Annotated in this window: 15 protein-coding genes; 9 read left to right on the forward strand and 6 right to left on the reverse strand. The window is 65.5% G+C overall.

Annotated features, from left to right (window positions below; translation table 11 throughout):
* Positions 1-12: 12 nt before the first annotated feature.
* Together ldtR and ACVMDN_RS18960 are read right to left on the reverse strand one after the other, a co-directional pair.
* The gene (ldtR, locus tag ACVMDN_RS18955) at positions 13-531 is read right to left on the reverse strand and encodes a transcriptional regulator LdtR (RefSeq protein WP_018271925.1); all 519 of its coding nucleotides are present in this window, start codon (positions 529-531) and stop codon (positions 13-15) included.
* 662 nt (positions 532-1,193) lie between these two features.
* A complete protein-coding gene (locus ACVMDN_RS18960; protein WP_016845013.1) occupies positions 1,194-1,655 on the reverse strand; it encodes a DUF6163 family protein in 462 nt (153 codons plus the stop codon).
* A 212-nt stretch (positions 1,656-1,867) separates the two neighbouring features.
* Between ACVMDN_RS18960 and hemB the strand changes: the two genes are divergently transcribed.
* From hemB to ACVMDN_RS18975, 3 genes are all read left to right on the forward strand, one after another.
* Positions 1,868-2,932 (forward strand): porphobilinogen synthase, encoded by a 1,065-nt coding sequence (gene hemB, locus ACVMDN_RS18965; RefSeq protein ID WP_076834380.1) that lies wholly within the window; start codon positions 1,868-1,870, stop codon positions 2,930-2,932.
* A gap of 186 nt (positions 2,933-3,118) precedes the next feature.
* On the forward strand, positions 3,119-3,676 hold the full coding sequence (locus ACVMDN_RS18970) for an RDD family protein (protein ID WP_057020739.1): 558 nt from the start codon (positions 3,119-3,121) through the stop codon (positions 3,674-3,676).
* A gap of 86 nt (positions 3,677-3,762) precedes the next feature.
* Positions 3,763-4,539: an arginyltransferase gene (locus ACVMDN_RS18975; RefSeq protein ID WP_076834382.1), complete on the forward strand. Its 777-nt coding sequence runs from the start codon at positions 3,763-3,765 to the stop codon at positions 4,537-4,539.
* Here the strand turns inward: ACVMDN_RS18975 and ACVMDN_RS18980 are convergent.
* Entirely contained in the window at positions 4,536-5,909 is a 1,374-nt protein-coding gene (locus ACVMDN_RS18980) for an Nramp family divalent metal transporter (protein ID WP_076834384.1), read from the reverse strand. The two genes, ACVMDN_RS18975 and ACVMDN_RS18980, sit on opposite strands and share 4 nt — an antisense overlap.
* 121 nt (positions 5,910-6,030) lie before the next feature.
* Here ACVMDN_RS18980 and ACVMDN_RS18985 point away from each other — a divergent pair, with 121 nt between their 5' ends.
* The 4 genes from ACVMDN_RS18985 to ACVMDN_RS19000 all read left to right on the forward strand — a co-directional run bounded on the left by ACVMDN_RS18985 (position 6,031) and on the right by ACVMDN_RS19000 (position 10,963).
* Entirely contained in the window at positions 6,031-7,161 is a 1,131-nt protein-coding gene (locus ACVMDN_RS18985) for a PspA/IM30 family protein (protein ID WP_253623801.1), read from the forward strand.
* The gene (locus ACVMDN_RS18990) at positions 7,158-7,820 is read left to right on the forward strand and encodes an OB-fold-containig protein (RefSeq protein ID WP_076834388.1); all 663 of its coding nucleotides are present in this window, start codon (positions 7,158-7,160) and stop codon (positions 7,818-7,820) included. The genes ACVMDN_RS18985 and ACVMDN_RS18990 overlap by 4 nt, the downstream gene beginning before the upstream one ends.
* Before the next feature lie 3 nt (positions 7,821-7,823).
* Complete coding sequence (locus tag ACVMDN_RS18995) at positions 7,824-9,578, forward strand: flotillin family protein (RefSeq protein WP_141342651.1); 1,755 nt, start codon at positions 7,824-7,826, stop codon at positions 9,576-9,578.
* A gap of 143 nt (positions 9,579-9,721) precedes the next feature.
* Entirely contained in the window at positions 9,722-10,963 is a 1,242-nt protein-coding gene (locus ACVMDN_RS19000; RefSeq protein ID WP_076834409.1) for an MFS transporter, read from the forward strand.
* A 106-nt stretch (positions 10,964-11,069) separates the two neighbouring features.
* Here the strand turns inward: ACVMDN_RS19000 and ACVMDN_RS19005 are convergent, their stop codons facing one another.
* Positions 11,070-12,326 carry an adenylate/guanylate cyclase domain-containing protein gene (locus ACVMDN_RS19005; protein ID WP_076834391.1) on the reverse strand — a complete coding sequence of 419 codons (1,257 nt, stop codon included), beginning with the start codon at positions 12,324-12,326 and terminating at the stop codon, positions 11,070-11,072.
* 174 nt (positions 12,327-12,500) lie between these two features.
* On the opposite strand from ACVMDN_RS19005, the gene ACVMDN_RS19010 reads away from it, so the two are divergent.
* A complete protein-coding gene (locus tag ACVMDN_RS19010) occupies positions 12,501-12,692 on the forward strand; it encodes a hypothetical protein (RefSeq protein ID WP_057020744.1) in 192 nt (63 codons plus the stop codon).
* Here the strand turns inward: ACVMDN_RS19010 and ACVMDN_RS19015 are convergent, their stop codons facing one another.
* On the reverse strand, positions 12,693-13,571 hold the full coding sequence (locus ACVMDN_RS19015; RefSeq protein ID WP_141342650.1) for a DMT family transporter: 879 nt from the start codon (positions 13,569-13,571) through the stop codon (positions 12,693-12,695).
* Positions 13,572-13,650: 79 nt separating this feature from the next.
* On the opposite strand from ACVMDN_RS19015, the gene ACVMDN_RS19020 reads away from it, so the two are divergent.
* The gene (locus ACVMDN_RS19020; protein ID WP_076834395.1) at positions 13,651-14,469 is read left to right on the forward strand and encodes a helix-turn-helix domain-containing protein; all 819 of its coding nucleotides are present in this window, start codon (positions 13,651-13,653) and stop codon (positions 14,467-14,469) included.
* On the opposite strand, the gene ACVMDN_RS19025 is transcribed toward ACVMDN_RS19020, so the two are convergent.
* Positions 14,460-15,263, reverse strand: coding sequence for an N-acyl homoserine lactonase family protein (locus ACVMDN_RS19025; protein WP_076834411.1), 804 nt, complete (start codon positions 15,261-15,263; stop codon positions 14,460-14,462). The two genes, ACVMDN_RS19020 and ACVMDN_RS19025, sit on opposite strands and share 10 nt — an antisense overlap.
* Positions 15,264-15,299 lie beyond the last annotated feature (36 nt).

Consider the following 15,299-nt stretch of genomic DNA (forward strand, 5'->3'; position numbering starts at 1 on the left):
AAACGGGAAGGCTCAGAGGCGATACAGGATCTGGTCGGTCCAGAACCGCTCGAGGCGATGCAGCGACTTGTTGAGGCTCGCGAACTCCTCGTTCGAGATGCCGCCGACCTGCTCCACCGTCTTGACGTGCTTCTGATAGAGTGCGTCGACGATCTTGCGGACCTCCTGGCCCTGCGGGGTCAGCCGGATGCGGACCGAGCGGCGATCGACGCGCGAGCGCTGATGATCGAGGAAGCCGAGCTCGACGAGCTTCTTCAGATTGTAGGAGACGTTGGAGCCGAGATAGTAGCCGCGGGTGCGCAGCTCGCCGGCGGTCAACTCCTTGTCGCCGATGTTGTACAGGAGCAGCGCCTGCACCGAGTTGATGTCGGCGCGGCCACGACGATCGAATTCGTCCTTGATGACGTCGAGGAGCCGGCGATGCAGCCGCTCCACCAAAGTCAGGGCTTCGAGATAGAGCGGCTGCACCGGAGCTTGACCGGTAGCGCGATCAGCGGCATCCGCCGCCGTTGTCGCAACGGCTTTCATCATGACACTTCCCCTGTTTGTCGTTTTTATCGACTTTATTCGACGAAACTTGTGTCCCGCCTGATAGGTCCAACGTAAGGGGGCCGTTTGAATATCCGCTTAAATAAGAGAATAAAGAGAGCATGAATTTAAGACAGTGAATCGTGGATTAAGCCCATGGATCAAAGGCTTTTCGCAACTTTTCATTGACGGTGGCGGACCCTTGTTCACGCTTCGTCTGCCTGCCCTGTCACATTCGGAAACAGCATCGTCTGAATTCGAAACGGTGGCGTAACGGGTATGAGGGAACCCTTTACGGTGACCGATCGGTTACCGGAAAATTCTTTGAAAATTTTATCGGAGTGCAGCGGCGGGACGTGCACGCGATGCGCGCAGCGGTGCCGATCTGTTGTGGGGGCCAGACCGGTTCCGCCGTCGGCCCGCGCAAAGCCGGCCGGCACACGCGCCGAGGTCCGGTGAAATGGGCCCCGACGGCAGGTCCCGTAGAGACGGTCCCGCAAGGGAGTGTCTCAAACGGATGCGATCTGTCGGCACCCACCTATCAGAACCAGCAGAGCTGTCTTCTCGTTGCGCGCACGGCTGGCAAATATTGCCGGCCGCGGCCGGCTATTCGTGGCGCTGTCGCCACGGGGCAACAGTGCATCAGGCCATCGCTGCACGCCGGCCTATGGCGGGCGTTCGCGCGCCGACATCCAGGCCAGCGCGAGATAGGCGGCGAGCATCAGCGCCTCGAGCCCGACCACGGTGAGACTGCCGCCATAGATGCCGGGAAACATCAGCTCGATGACCGCCATCGACACCACGGTGGTCAGCCACACCACGGCGCCCCAGGGCGTCGCGAGCCAGAGCCCGACGGCGGCGACGAGCTCGATGACGGCGAAATAGATCGTGGCGGTCTGCCAGGCCATCGACTGGTTCTCGAAGGCCTCCTCCTCGCCGCCGACGAAGCCGGTCACCTGGGCCCAGTGATAGAGGCCCTTGGCGACCGAGACGACGGCCATGATGCGCAGGAAGATGACGAGGCGCCGCGTCCACGCATTGTCGTCCGGCTCGATCCGGTCGGACGAGATCGCGCTCACCGAGATGGCATTGTCCCGCGCCTGATCGCGTGCAGAGGTGTCAGACATCCGAATCGCCGCATAGCGGCTGCAAAATGGGGTTCATGGGCGCAGTCTTGGCCCGCCGGGGACGCAAAATCAATTGCCGTTGCGGCAAATCAAGGGCGCCACGGATGCAATAGCGGCGCAATGACGGCGGCCCTGACAGGTGCTAGAAACGGACTTATATCAGGTCCAGACCTTATCAGGTCCAGAATGCCGTCCGTCGAGGAGAAGAAGACATGGCGATCAAATTCGGGCGCCCGATTGAACTGCGTGATGCGCCCCGGCGGCAGAGCGATGCCCTCGCCTCCCCCTCGCTCGACCTCACGATCCGGATGCGGCGCAACCGCAAGTCGGAATGGGCCCGACGCCTGGTGCGCGAGAACGTGCTGACCAGCAATGACCTGATCTGGCCGATGTTCGTGGTCGATGGCCACAACACCCGCACGCCGGTGGCCTCGATGCCCGGCGTCGACCGGCTCACCGTCGACCAGATCGTCCGCGACGCCGAGCGCGCGGCAAGGCTCAACATTCCCTGCATCGCGCTTTTCCCGTTCACCGAGCCGTCGCTGCGCGACGAGCAGGGCTCGGAGGCGCTCAACCCCGACAATCTGGTCTGCCAGGCGGTGCGCGCGATCAAGAAGGAGTTTCCCGACATCGGCGTGCTCTGCGACGTCGCGCTCGATCCCTTCACCAGCCATGGCCATGACGGGCTGATCGAGGACGGCAGGATCCTCAACGACGAGACAGTCGCGGTGCTGGTGAAGCAGGCGCTGACCCAGGCCGAGGCCGGCTGCGACGTGATCGCGCCGTCGGACATGATGGACGGCCGGATCGGCGCGATCCGCGAGGCGCTCGACGACAACGGCTTCGGCGACGTGCAGATCATGTCCTATGCGGCGAAATACGCCTCCGCCTTCTACGGCCCGTTCCGCGACGCGATCGGCTCGGCCAAGACGCTGACCGGCGACAAGCGCACCTACCAGATGGACAGCGCCAATTCCGACGAGGCGCTGCGCGAGGTCGAGCTCGACATCGCCGAGGGCGCCGACATGGTGATGGTGAAGCCGGGCATGCCCTATCTCGACATCGTCCGCCGCGTGAAGGACCATTTCGCGATGCCGACCTTCGTGTACCAGGTGTCCGGCGAGTACGCGATGATCGCGGGCGCCGCCGCCAATGGCTGGATCGACGGCGAGCGCGCGATGATGGAGAGCCTGGTCGGCTTCAAGCGCGCCGGCGCCGACGGCATCCTCACCTATTTCGCGCCGAAGGCCGCCGAAAAGATCAAGGCGGAGAGCTGACGGCCGCCGCCCGTTATTGCGACAAGTGGATCGCTTCGCTCCGCTCGCAATGACGGCGTGAAGGTAGAACCGCTCAATCCAGCCCCCGAATCGCCGGATTATTTCGGCTAGTTAATGTTCGCGCAGGCTTGGCGAATGCGCCTCCTGTTCCCATGTCCTGCGCGGGACTTTCATCGGAGGTTGGTCATGTCTTACGGCAATGACGGCGGCACCTGGCGCAACGAGGCCTGGCGCAACGACGGCGGCGTTCCTCCGCATGCGTTCGACCCAATGATGCAGCCGGACCTGTTCCGCGGCGTGCTGACGCGACGTGTCTTTGCGTTCCTGATCGACCTGTTCGTGCTGTCGGTGCCGGTGATCCTGGCGGTGATTTTCATCGCGGTGTTCGGCCTCGTCACGCTCGGTCTCGGCTGGGCGCTGTTCTGGCTGGTCTCGCCGGCCTCGATCGTCTGGGCGATCGTCTACTACGGCGCCTCGATCGGCGGGCAGCACTCGGCCACCATCGGCATGCGCATGATGGATCTGGAACTGCGGACCTGGTACGGTGCGCGCGGCTATTTCGTGCTCGGCGCCACCCATGCGGTGCTGTTCTGGGTGACGATCTCGTTCCTGTCGCCGCTAGTGCTCCTGATCGGGCTGCTCAACGGCCGCCGCCGGCTGCTGCACGACATCGTCCTCGGAACCGTCATTATCAACAGCTCGGTCCGGACCCCCGTCGCCCCGGCCGCGCGGACCTCCTATTAGGCCCGCCTAAACCAATTGACCGTTAGCCTCAGGGGGGCGATGCTCACTCGGCTGCCTGTATTGTTTGTGGAGCCCGACGATCTGACGTGACCCAGCATTCGCGTGATACTCCCCAGTTCTATTTGACGGCGCCCTCGCCTTGCCCGTATTTGCCGGGCCGACATGAGCGGAAGGTTTTTACGCACCTGGTCGGCGACAAAGCGGGCGATCTCAACGACTTGCTGACCCATGGCGGCTTCCGCCGCAGCCAGTCGATCGCCTACCGCCCAGCCTGCGACCAGTGCCGGGCCTGCGTCTCGGTCCGGGTGATCGCCAACGAATTCCGCCCCTCCCGCAACTTCCGCAAGGTGCTGGCCCGCAACGCCGACATCATCGGCGAGCAGCGCACCGCGGTGCCGACCTCGGAGCAATATTCGGTCTTCCGCGCCTATCTCGACCGCCGCCACCGCAATGGCGGGATGGCCGACATGACCGTGCTCGACTACGCCATGATGGTCGAGGACAGCCATGTCGAGACCCGGATCATCGAGTACCGCAAGCGCAATGGCGACAGCGCCATCACCGGCCGCGGCGACGAGCTGATGGCGGTGGCGCTGACCGACGTGCTCAGCGACGGGCTGTCGATGGTTTATTCGTTCTTCGAGCCCGGGCTGGAGGCCCGCTCGCTCGGTACCTTCATGATCCTCGACCACATCGCCCGCGCCCGCCGGCAGGGCCTTCCTTACGTCTATCTCGGGTACTGGATCGAGGGCTCCAAGAAGATGGACTACAAGGGCCGCTTCCTGCCGCAGCAGCGGCTCGCGCCGTCGGGCTGGCTGCGCGTCGACGCATCAGGCGAGGTGCTCGCCGAGCCGCAGGACTAGCTGCCGAAGAACGTATCGATCAGCAGCTTCACGTTCAGGATCACGATCAACCCTGCGACGATCCACGCCGCCACCGCGACGGGGCGTGAGATCGCGAACGCGCCCATCTTGCGTTTGTCGGACACGAACCGCACCAGCGGGATCACCGCGAACGGCAGCTGCATCGACAGCACGACCTGGCTGAACACCAGCAGCTGCGCCGTGCCGCTCTCGCCATAGAGCGCGGCGACCACGATGACAGGGACGATCGCGATGCCGCGGGTCACCAGCCGCTGCAGCCAGTCGGGCAGCTTGAGGTCGAGGAAGCCCTGCATCACGATCTGGCCGGCCAGCGTCGCCGTCACCGTCGAGTTGAGGCCGGAGGCGAGCAGCGCCACGGCAAACAGCGTCGAGGCGATGCCGAGGCCGAGCAGCGGCGACAGCAGTTCGAACGCCTGGTCGATCTCGGCGACATCGGAATGGCCGCTCTTGTGAAAGGTCGCGGCCGCCAGCACCAGGATCGCGGCATTGACGAACAGCGCCAGCATCAGCGCGATGGTGGAATCGGTGGTCGCCCATTTGATCGCGTCGCGCCGTCCCTCCTCGGTGCGCGGGTAGGCGCGGGTCTGCACGATCGAGGAGTGCAGATAGAGATTATGCGGCATCACGGTGGCGCCGATGATGCCGATCGCGATGTACAGCATCTCCGGATTGGTGACGATCTCGCGCGACGGGATGAAGCCGCCGAGCACGGCGGCCACCGGCGGCGCGGCGGCCGCGATCTGGACGACGAAGCAGACCGCGATGACGATCAAGAGCGCGATGACGAAGGCCTCGAGGAAGCGGAAGCCGCGATTCATCAGGAGCAGCAGCAGGAACGCATCCAGCGCCGCCAGCAGCGCGCCGCCGATCAGGGGAATGCCGAACAGCAGCTTGAGCGCGATCGCGGTGCCGATCACCTCGGCGAGGTCGCAGGCGATGATCGCGGCCTCGCAGGCGAGCCACAGCAGCAAATTCACCGGGCGCGAGTAGGTCGCGCGGCAGGCCTGCGCCAGGTCGCGGTCGGTGGCGATGCCAAGCCGCGCGGCAAGCGCCTGCAGCAGGATCGCCATCAGGTTGGAGAGCAGGATGACCGACAGCAACGTGTAGCCAAACTTCGATCCGCCCGCGAGGTCGGTGGCCCAGTTGCCGGGGTCCATATAGCCGACCGAAACCAGATAGCCCGGCCCGGCGAAGGCCAGCAGCCGCCGCCACCACAGGCCGCCTGACGGCACCGCGACGGTCGCGTTCACCTCAGGCAGGCTGCGCACATGTCCGGCATCGCCCCGCCAGCCACTTGGCACGGCATTGGGAACCGAAACGGAAGACAGTTCAGGGGTCCGAGCATCCATCCGACAAGGATGGCCGATCTGTCCCGTTATTGCAACTCATTTGCAACTGCATCTAGGCTCACGAAAATGATACCAACCGCCCTTCTTGTAAAGCACTGAGGAAGTGCTTTACGTTAGATGCATGATTAAGCTGCCCGTCGAGACGCCCACCGCAACCCTGCGTTACGCCCTCGCCCCTGACCCTTCAGGCATCGAGGCGATCGAGGCGACCTTTGCGGCCTATGACCGGATGATGGCGATCCTCGCCGAGGTCGCCCCCGTCGGCGCCAACCTCGTCTCGCTGCACGCCCAGGCCTACGAGAAGATCCGCAAGGAGACCGGCCTCCCCGCACGGCTGGTGACGCTCGGCCTGCGCGACCGTGCCAATTACATCGCAGGCGCCGCCGTCCGCCGGATACCGCTCGACGACAAGTTGTTTGCGATCAAGGGCCCAACTTCACTGACCATTAGCACTGTTAGCGGACGCGTCTTGGTGCCGTTCGATGTGCCGGGATATGTCTCAGGCTGGGAAAGCCCCTTCCCGGCGCATTTGATCTCGGATGGACGCGGCTACGAAATCCACATCGCCGTCAAATCGAAATCAGCACAACCGGAGGAGAAGACCATGCTTCACGAAGGCATCCTTGCGCGCATGGGCCGGCTTCTTGCCGCCATCGCGAGCCAGACCATCGACAATGTCGAGAACAACAACAAGGTCGCGCTGGTCAAACAGGCGATCCGCGAGATCGACGCCGGCGCCGACGAAGCGCGCTACGCGCTCGGCAAGTCGCGCGCCGAAGAATTCCGCCTGAAGAAGCGGCGCGAAGAACTGGATACCGAAACGACCAATCTGAACGAAAAGATTCGTCTCGCACTTGCGGAAAATCGCGAGGATCTCGCGCGCGCCGGCGTTGCACGGCAAATTGATCTGGAGTCGCAGGTGATCGCGCTGGAACGCGCGATGGATTTCATCGAACTCGAAATCGACGAGCAGACCAAGGCGCTGCAGGCCATGCTCGGCGCGCGCCGCGAGGCGGAGACGCGCTTGGCCGATCTCGAACAAAGCCTGATCCGCGAGGCCCAGGACGAAACCAGCCGGGGCCCATCGACGACCAATACATGGAGTGCTGAGCGCGCCATGGCGGCGATCGCCCGGGTCACCGGTGTTCCCGCCTCCAGCGTGCTCGGCGACAAGGAGCTTGACGAACTCGATCGCCTGCATCGCGAAAAGGAAATCGCGGCGCGGCTTGAAAGGATCAAGTCAGAAAAATGAGTGCAGTTGGCGACATTCTGCTCGCCCCCGACGTGCGGCCCTTCGCGGTCGCGGCCGCGATCATGGTGGCACTTGGCGGTATCGAACTGCTCAGCACCATGATCGGACTTTCGATCAGCGAATTGATCGGCAAGGATTTCGCGGTCGAGGCCGAGAGCCACAATGCTCTCAGTGGCCTGTTTCTCTGGATCAACGCCGGACGGCTTCCCCTCCTGATCCTGATCATCCTGATCCTCGGCATCTTCTCGATCGGAGGCTTCCTGCTTCAGGGACTGGCGCATGCCGCAGGCACCGCCATCCCGGTCTCGCTTGCCGCGGTGGTTGCTGCCGCAGGCAGCATCCCCGTGATCAGAAATACCAGCCGCGGCCTCGCCCGCGTCATTCCGCGCGACGAGAGCTATGCGGTCAACGACAGCGACTTTGTCGGCAAGGTCGCAACCGTGTCGGTCGGCCCGCTCGATCAGGGCCTGCCCGGCCGGGTCCGTCTCAAGGATGTCTTCGGCAACTGGCACACCGTGTCGGCGCGTGCCAGCGCGGAGTCCGAGGCATTGCCGGTCGGCGCCAGCGTGCTGCTGGTCGATCGCGATGCCAAGGGCTTCATCGCGATTGCCGCTCCAGCCGACCTCGTCGAACAACAACGATCTTCCAACAGGGCATAACACATGTGGGAACTTGCTGTACCCGTCGTTATTGGCGTCATCGTCATCCTCGTTATCGGTCTCCTGTTCGCAAAGCTCTACAAGCGCTCGACGCGCGATGAGGCCTATGTCCGCACCGGCCTCGGCGGCCAGAAGGTGGTGCTCGACGGCGGCTCGCTCGTGCTGCCGATCTTCCACTCCACCGCCGCGGTGAACTTGAAAACGCTACGGCTCGAGGTCGCGCGCGGCGGCCCGGACTCGCTGATCACCAAGGACCGCATGCGCGTCGATATCGGCGCCGAGTTCTATCTGCGCGTCAAACCCGACGCGTCGTCGATCGCGCTCGCGGCGCAGACCCTCGGCAACCGCACCAATGACGCGGCCGAGCTGCGCGAGCTGGTCGAGGCCAAGTTCGTCGACGGCCTGCGCTCGGTCGCCGCGACCATGAACCTCGAGGAATTGCAGGAGCAGCGCGCCACCTTCGTCAAGGCGGTGCAGGACGCGGTCGGCGCCGACATCCAGAACAACGGTCTCGAGCTTGAATCGGTGTCGCTGACGAAGCTCGACCAGAGCGACATCAAGCACTTCAACCCGAGCAATTTCTTCGATGCGCATGGTCTCACCACGCTGACCAAGATCACCAAGGAGCGTGAGCAGGAACGCAACCAGATCGTCCGCACCACCGAGGTCAACATCGCCCAGCAGGATCTGGTGGCGCGGCAGACCACGCTGACGATCGAAAGCACCAAGCGCGAGGCCGAGCTCGCCCAGCAGCGCGACATCGCCAACAAGACCGCCGCGATGCGCGCGCAGACGGCGCAGGTCGAACAGACCGCGCTGCAGAACGAGGCCGAATACCGCATCCAGCAGGAGCTCGCGGTCGCCAACAAGCAGACCGAGGCCAACCAGGCCCGCGACACGCGCAAGATCGAGGCCGATCTCGCGGTCAAGCGCCGCAACACCGAGATGGAGCGCGACCTTCAGATCGTCGCGCAGGAAAGCGCGATCGCGGTCGCGGCCAAGAGCAAGGAGCAGTCGGAGGCCCAGACCATCGCCGAGACCGCGCGTGCCGTTGCGATCGCCGCCGAGGAAAAGGTCACCACCGCCCGCGCCACCGAGATCGCCGAGCGCGACAAGATCATCAACGTGATCGCGGCGCGCAAGGCGGCCGAGACTGACGCGATGCCGATCACGGTGATGGCCGAGGCGGAACGCCAGGCCGCCGCCAACAAGGCGGAAGCCACCAACGTGCTCGCCAAGGCCGATGCGGCGGCTGCCACCACCCGCGCTGCCGGCGTCAAGGCGCTCGGCCAGGCCGAAGCCGAGGTCGCGACGATGAAGGCGGAGGCGCGCAACAAGCTGAGCGCCGACATGATCGCCTACGATCTCAACCTCGCGCGGATCAACGTGATCCCGAGCGCGCTCGCCGAGGCGGTGAAGCCGATCGAGAAGATTTCCGACATCCGGATCTTCGACACCGGCAGCATGCTCGGTCGCGGCGGCGCCAACGGCCACGCCAACGGCAATGGCGGCCTCGGGCTCGGCGACGGGCTCGCCGCGCAGCTGCTGTCGGTCTCCGCATTCAAGCCGATGATCGACAAGATCCTCTCGGAGGCCGGCTTCCCCGCCGGCTCCGACGCACTCACCAGCCTGACCAGCGCGCTGGCGCAGCGCAAGGCCGAGGTCACCGAAACACCGACGGTGGGCATCGAAAGCGCGCCAACCGCGCTGGTCGGCACCATTACGGGCCAACTGGCGCCTGCTCCCAAACCGCAGTGACAGCTTTCAGCCAAGTCTGACTCTGGAAGAGCCCGCCGATCCCCTTCGGCGGGCTTCTGCTTTTGGCGTTATCGGGAAACGGGTGGGATCGGGCCTCTTCCAACCACACACTACCGGGCAGTCGAATGATCAAGGATTCCGTCATGTCCGCCGATACGCCTCGCCTGCCAGCCACCTTCAACCGCCTGGCCTGGTCCAATCTCGCCGCGCAATCCGCCGAACAGGTTGCGCTTGCGGCTGCGCCCATCGTCGCCGTGCTGCTGCTCGGCGTCGGCGAAGGCCAGACCGGCCTGTTGCAGACCGCACTGACGCTGCCCTTCATCCTGTTTGCGATTCCCGCCGGCCTGCTCGCCGACCGCGTGTCGCGGCGCTGGGTGATGGCGGGCTCCGAAGCGCTGCGCGCGGCCGCGCTTGCCGCGATCCTGCTGTTGCTGTGGCTGGGCGCGATGACGCTGCCGCTGCTCGCTTTGCTCGGCTTCATCGCGGTCTGCGGCACGGTCGCCTATAGCGTCGCTGCGCCGGCGCTGGTCCCCTCGCTGGTGACGTCACAGCAATTGCCGGCGGCGAACGCCCGCATCGAGCTCGCGCGTACCGTCGCGTTCGCCAGCGGCCCCGCGCTCGGCGGCGTGCTGGTCGGCTGGGTCGGTGCCGCGCCCGCATTCGGCTTCGCCGCGGCATTGTCGGCCATCGCGGTCGTGCTGCTCGCCGGCATCTACGAGCCGGCGCGGCAGCCTGCCCCGCGGCGCCATCCGTTGCAGGACATCAAGGAAGGCGCCGCCTTCGTAATGCACCACGCCTTGCTGCGGCCGGTGTTCATCACCCAGTTCATCTTCAACACCGCGTCGTTCCTGCTGCTCGCCGTGTTCGTGCCCTATGCGGTGCGCCATCTCGGGCTCAGCGCCACCGGCGTCGGCACCACGCTTGCGATGTACGGCGTCGGCATGGTGGTCGGTGCGCTGTTCGCGACCCGCGTGATGAAGCGGCTGGCGTTCGGCACCGTGATCGGGCTCGGCCCGGTTACCGGCTTCGTCGCCGCGGCCGTGATGGCGCTGACGACCTGGTTTGCGACGCCGCTGCTCGCCGGCCTCAGCTTCTTCCTGCTCGGCGTCGGGCCGATCCTGTGGGTGATCTCGACCACCACGCTGCGGCAGTCGGTGACGCCGCCCTCGCTGCTCGGGCGCGTCTCGGCGATCAACATCATGAGTTACGGCGCGCGCCCGCTCGGCTCCGCGCTCGGCGCCATCGTCGGCGGCCTCTACGGCGCCGAAGCCTGCCTCTATCTCGCGGCCGCGATCTTCGCCGCCCAGGCGCTGGTGATCCTGATGTCGCCCGCGGTGGCGCTGACGCGGCAGCCCGACATGGTCGGCGAACCCGCGCGGTGCTGATCCCGGGTCTTCTCAGCCGTCATTGCGAGCGCAGCGAAGCAATCCATGTCGCCACCTGTGGAGGAATGGATTGCTTCGCTGCGCTCGCAACGACGGTGGAGAGACCCTAGCTCGCCAAGTACCGCTCGTATTTGCCGCCGACGACCTCGTCGGCGGCAATCGCCGGATCCAGCGTGTAGAGATCCTGCGCATGGCCGATGCCGCGCAGCACGAAGCGGCCGGTGGAGACCAGATAGTTGCGGCCGGCGGCGTCGAGCCCGGTGCGGAAATCGGTCGAGGTCAACAGCTCCCGATCGACCGAGGCGCACATCGAGGCGATCCGGCTGACCTCGTTGACGGCCGGTCCGACCACCGTGAAATCCAGCCGGTCCTCGCTGCCGATATTGCCGTAGAAGACCTGGCCGACATGGAGCCCGACATAGGCCGTGGTGGTCGGCCGGCCCTCGTTCTCGCGGCGGTCGTTCAGCACGCGGATGTTATGCCGGAATCTGTGCTCGGCCCGCAGCGCGGCCCGCTTGGCGCCTGCCACGTTCTCGCCGGTGAACATCGCCAGCACGCCGTCGCCGATCAGCTTCAGCACCTCGCCGCCTGCGTCGTGGATCGCATCGATCGAGGCCTGCGCATAATCGTTGAGGAACGGAATGATCTCGTCCGGGCCGATCCGCTCGCTGATCGCGGTCGAGCCGCGCACGTCGGAGTACCACAGCACGGCCTTGATCTTCTCGGTGATGCCGCGCTGCATGCGTCCACGCAGCACCTGCTCCGCGGTGTCCCGGCCGAGATAGACCCGCCCCAGCGTGCGGGCGATCTCGACCTGGGCAGCCGATTTGATCGCGAGCCCGAGCACCGGCACCAGGTCGCGCAGCGCCGCCATATGGTTCTCGTCGAACCCGTCCGAGCGGCGGGTGGTGTAGTAGGAGTAGAAGCAGTCCATCTCGCCGATCGTGCCGGCCTCGCCGAAGCGATGCACGAAGGCGGCGAAATGCTTGTGGCCCTTCTCCGCCAGCTCGCCGATCATCGAGAAATCGTGCGAGGTGTCGGCGAGATCGATCACTATCTCGTCATGGCCGTTTTCGAGCATGTGATAGAAGGCCGACCGCCGCCAGGTCTGGCTGGCCTCGCCGGTGCTGGTCGAGCCGTATTCGAAGATGTCGGCCTCGTTGCTCTCGCCGTCGTTCCAGCGGAAACCGCGTCCCTCGAAGATCGGATGCAGCGTATCGATGAAGACGATCGCCCGCGACAGCGGCATGCCCGCGGCCCGGCAGCGCTCGCAGAAACCGCGCAGCAGGTCGTTTTCCGGCAGGCCCGTCAAACCCTGGCGGACCAGCCAATTCATGAGGCGCAAACGGGGCGTCAGTTCCATAAGCTGGATTATGCCGGGCAATTGGTGCGGGAGGAAGGGTTGGTCGTCGCGTGACAGATGCGAACGCCAATGCGGCATTGCAAGGCCGCCCGCCTCACCATTTCGCGCGGAACACGGCCGCCGAATGGCGCCGATTCCGCTTCCTTTTGTCCGGGCCTTCGCGCACAACAGCGCATGGACAACGACGCTGGCCCGCCAAACCCGATCCGACGCCTCATGCAATGGGCGATCACCCCGCCGCAATCCTATGGGGTCTATCTTGTCGGCCTTATCCTGGTGTTCGTCCTGTCGTTCTACGCCGGCACGCTGAAGCCGACGCACTCGCCTGCCCCGCCGGCGGCCGCGCCTGCCGCGCCGCGCGGCTGATCAGACCGATTTGGTTTCCGACGTCGCGATCCAGATCCCGGCGAAGACCGCGATCAGGCCGACGACCAGATTGGCCGTGATCGGCTCGCCGACCAATTGCTTCGCAAGCAGCGCGGCGGCGATCGGATTGACCGTCATGGTGTTGGCGACGCGGGTCGGCGAGGCCCGCTCGAGCGCCAGCACCCACAGGATGAAAGCCAGCGCGCCGCCGGCTATGCCGAGATAGAGCCCCGCGATCCATTGCGACGTGCCGAACTCGCGCAGCGTCGCCAGGCTGCCGGTGAACGATCCCACCGCCACCAGCGCGGCCGCGCCGGCGCCCATGCCGACGGCAAGGAAGCCGAGCGCGCTGGAGCGGCGGATGAACGGCCGCGACAGCACGTTGTAGAAGGCCATGCAGAGCACTGCGGCGGCCATGCTCAGTTCGCCGCGCCATGCGCCCACTGGCGCCGCCGCCAGCCCGGATGCCAGCGCCGCCGCCGCGCCGAGCACCGCGATCGAGACCCCGATCGATTTGCGCATCGTCAGCGGCTCGAAGCCGAGCAAGGCGCCGACCACCATCGTCGAGAGCGGCAAGGTCGCCAGCGCCAGGCTGGCGCGCGCCGCCGTCGTGTAGGACATCGCGAGATTATAAAGCACGAAGAACACGCCGAAGAAGGCGACGCCGAGCGCCGCGACCGCCGGCAAGTCGTCACGCCGCGGCCACTTCGCCCCGAGCAGGACCGCGGCGGGCAGCACACAGAGAAAGCCGATCACCCAGCGCAGGATCGCCAGCGTGATCGGGTCGGCATTGCCCGCCAGGTAACGGGTGATCGCCGCGGCGGTGCCGCCGAGGCAGCTCGAGACCAGTGCAATCGCAACGCCGATCCACTCGCCCATCCCGATCCCCATGCGTTTTCGGTTCGCTTGTGGCATCTTGCCCGGCGAGATCATTCCGGCAACTACTTCACAGGTATTCATGTCGCAGCAGCGCGATTTTTCGGCCAGCCTGCGCTGGTGGCGGCAGCGCAAGGGGCACTCGCAACTCGAGCTCGCCGGGCGCGCGGATATCTCCCAGCGCCATCTCAGCTTTCTCGAGCTCGGCCGCGCCGCGCCGAGCCGCGACATGGTGATCCGGCTTGCCGCGGCGCTCGACGTGCCGTTGCGCCAGCAGAACGCGCTCTTGGTGGCGGCCGGCTTCGCGCCGGTCTGGCGGCAAACCGACCTCGCCGCGCCGGAGCTCGCCCAGATCCGCTACGCGCTCGATTTCATCCTGGCACAGCAGGAGCCCTTCCCGGCGGTCGTGGTCGACCGGCACTGGAATCTGCTGCTCGCCAATGCAGGCGCAAGCCAACTGGTGGAATTCCTGGTCGGGCCGCTGGCGCCAGGCACGGCGGTCAACCTCGCCGATGCGCTGGTCGCGCCCGGTGTGTTGCGCCCCTATCTCACCAACTGGACCGAGGTTGCCGGCTACTTCGTCCGCAGCGTCGAGGCCGATGCCGCCGCCGACGGCACCACTGCGACGGCGGAATTGCTCAAGCGCCTGCTGGCCTATGACGGTGTCGAGGCCGCGTTGGCCGCGCCGGCAAGTCCCGCATCCGGACCGGTGCTGCCGATGCTGTTCCGCAAGGGCGACGTCAGCCTGCAGCTGTTCACCACGATCGCGACGCTGGGGACGCCGCAGGACGTCACGCTGCAGGAGCTGCGCATCGAGAGCTTCTTTCCGATGGACGAGGAGACCGCGCAGATTTTTCGAAACTGGTCGAAAGCGAACACCGCCACGGCGGCTCAGTCGTAGAATTCCGGCGACAGCTTCAGCCCGTCGCGCTGCGCCTTGTCGTGGTTGATCCAGAGCTGCGCCTTCTCTTTCGTCAGCGTATCGGCGATCTTCTGCATCGAGGCCAGCGTCTGCTCCTTGCTGGCGTTCATGCTCGGCGCGCGCCGATTGTCCCAATTATCCCTGAAGTGAACGGCATCGCCGGTCAGCACGATCGCACCTGTGTTCGGCAGCTTCACCAGCAGCGACTGGTGGCCGGGCGTATGGCCCGGCGTCGACAGGATGGTGACGCTGCCGTCGCCGAATACGTCGCGGTCGCCTTCCAGCTTCGTCACGGGATGCTCAGGCTTGAAGCGCGGCGCGTTGTTGGTGCCGGGCCATTCATATTCCGCCTTCTGCACATACAGCATCGCCGCCGGGAACAGCTCGACATTGCCGATGTGATCGGGATGGGTGTGCGACACGGCGATCGCCTTGATGTCCGTCGGCTTGACGCCGAGCTGGTCGAGCTGCGCGGCGAGCGTCTTCGGCCGCCGCCAGGTGATCGCCTTCGGATCAGCCGGCGCAAGGCCGTCCGGCATCGCCGCCACCGCGTCGGGAATCCCGGTGTCCCACAGGAACCAGCCCTGGGCATGCTTGATCAGGTAGCAATTGTCGACGAAGTCCATCGACTTGCCTTCGTTGACGCCGGGCGACCAGCGTGAAATGTCACCTGCAACGCCTTCACCGCAGTTGAGGATGTAGAGCTTCTCGACGCCTGCTTTCGCCGGCTCGGCATGCGCATGCGGCAGCGCGCCCACGGCGAAGAACAACATTGCAAGACCGATTGCCTTCTTCACGTCGCCCTCCGT

The sequence above is a fragment of the Bradyrhizobium sp. USDA 4510 genome (assembly GCF_054059095.1).

What these genes read in the sequence shown, in the direction of transcription:
- ACVMDN_RS19005 (WP_076834391.1), bottom strand. Translation starts at nt 12,326, where the DNA reads ATGGAACTGACGCCCCGTTTGCGCCTCATGAATTGGCTGGTCCGCCAG.
- ACVMDN_RS18985 (WP_253623801.1), top strand. Translation starts at nt 6,031, where the DNA reads ATGATTAAGCTGCCCGTCGAGACGCCCACCGCAACCCTGCGTTACGCC.
- ACVMDN_RS19015 (WP_141342650.1), bottom strand. Translation starts at nt 13,571, where the DNA reads ATGGGCGAGTGGATCGGCGTTGCGATTGCACTGGTCTCGAGCTGCCTC.
- ACVMDN_RS19020 (WP_076834395.1), top strand. Translation starts at nt 13,651, where the DNA reads ATGTCGCAGCAGCGCGATTTTTCGGCCAGCCTGCGCTGGTGGCGGCAG.
- ACVMDN_RS18990 (WP_076834388.1), top strand. Translation starts at nt 7,158, where the DNA reads ATGAGTGCAGTTGGCGACATTCTGCTCGCCCCCGACGTGCGGCCCTTC.
- hemB (WP_076834380.1), top strand. Translation starts at nt 1,868, where the DNA reads ATGGCGATCAAATTCGGGCGCCCGATTGAACTGCGTGATGCGCCCCGG.
- ACVMDN_RS18995 (WP_141342651.1), top strand. Translation starts at nt 7,824, where the DNA reads ATGTGGGAACTTGCTGTACCCGTCGTTATTGGCGTCATCGTCATCCTC.
- ACVMDN_RS18970 (WP_057020739.1), top strand. Translation starts at nt 3,119, where the DNA reads ATGTCTTACGGCAATGACGGCGGCACCTGGCGCAACGAGGCCTGGCGC.
- ACVMDN_RS19025 (WP_076834411.1), bottom strand. Translation starts at nt 15,263, where the DNA reads ATGTTGTTCTTCGCCGTGGGCGCGCTGCCGCATGCGCATGCCGAGCCG.
- ACVMDN_RS19000 (WP_076834409.1), top strand. Translation starts at nt 9,722, where the DNA reads ATGTCCGCCGATACGCCTCGCCTGCCAGCCACCTTCAACCGCCTGGCC.
- ACVMDN_RS18960 (WP_016845013.1), bottom strand. Translation starts at nt 1,655, where the DNA reads ATGTCTGACACCTCTGCACGCGATCAGGCGCGGGACAATGCCATCTCG.
- ACVMDN_RS18980 (WP_076834384.1), bottom strand. Translation starts at nt 5,909, where the DNA reads ATGGATGCTCGGACCCCTGAACTGTCTTCCGTTTCGGTTCCCAATGCC.
- ACVMDN_RS19010 (WP_057020744.1), top strand. Translation starts at nt 12,501, where the DNA reads ATGGACAACGACGCTGGCCCGCCAAACCCGATCCGACGCCTCATGCAA.
- ldtR (WP_018271925.1), bottom strand. Translation starts at nt 531, where the DNA reads ATGATGAAAGCCGTTGCGACAACGGCGGCGGATGCCGCTGATCGCGCT.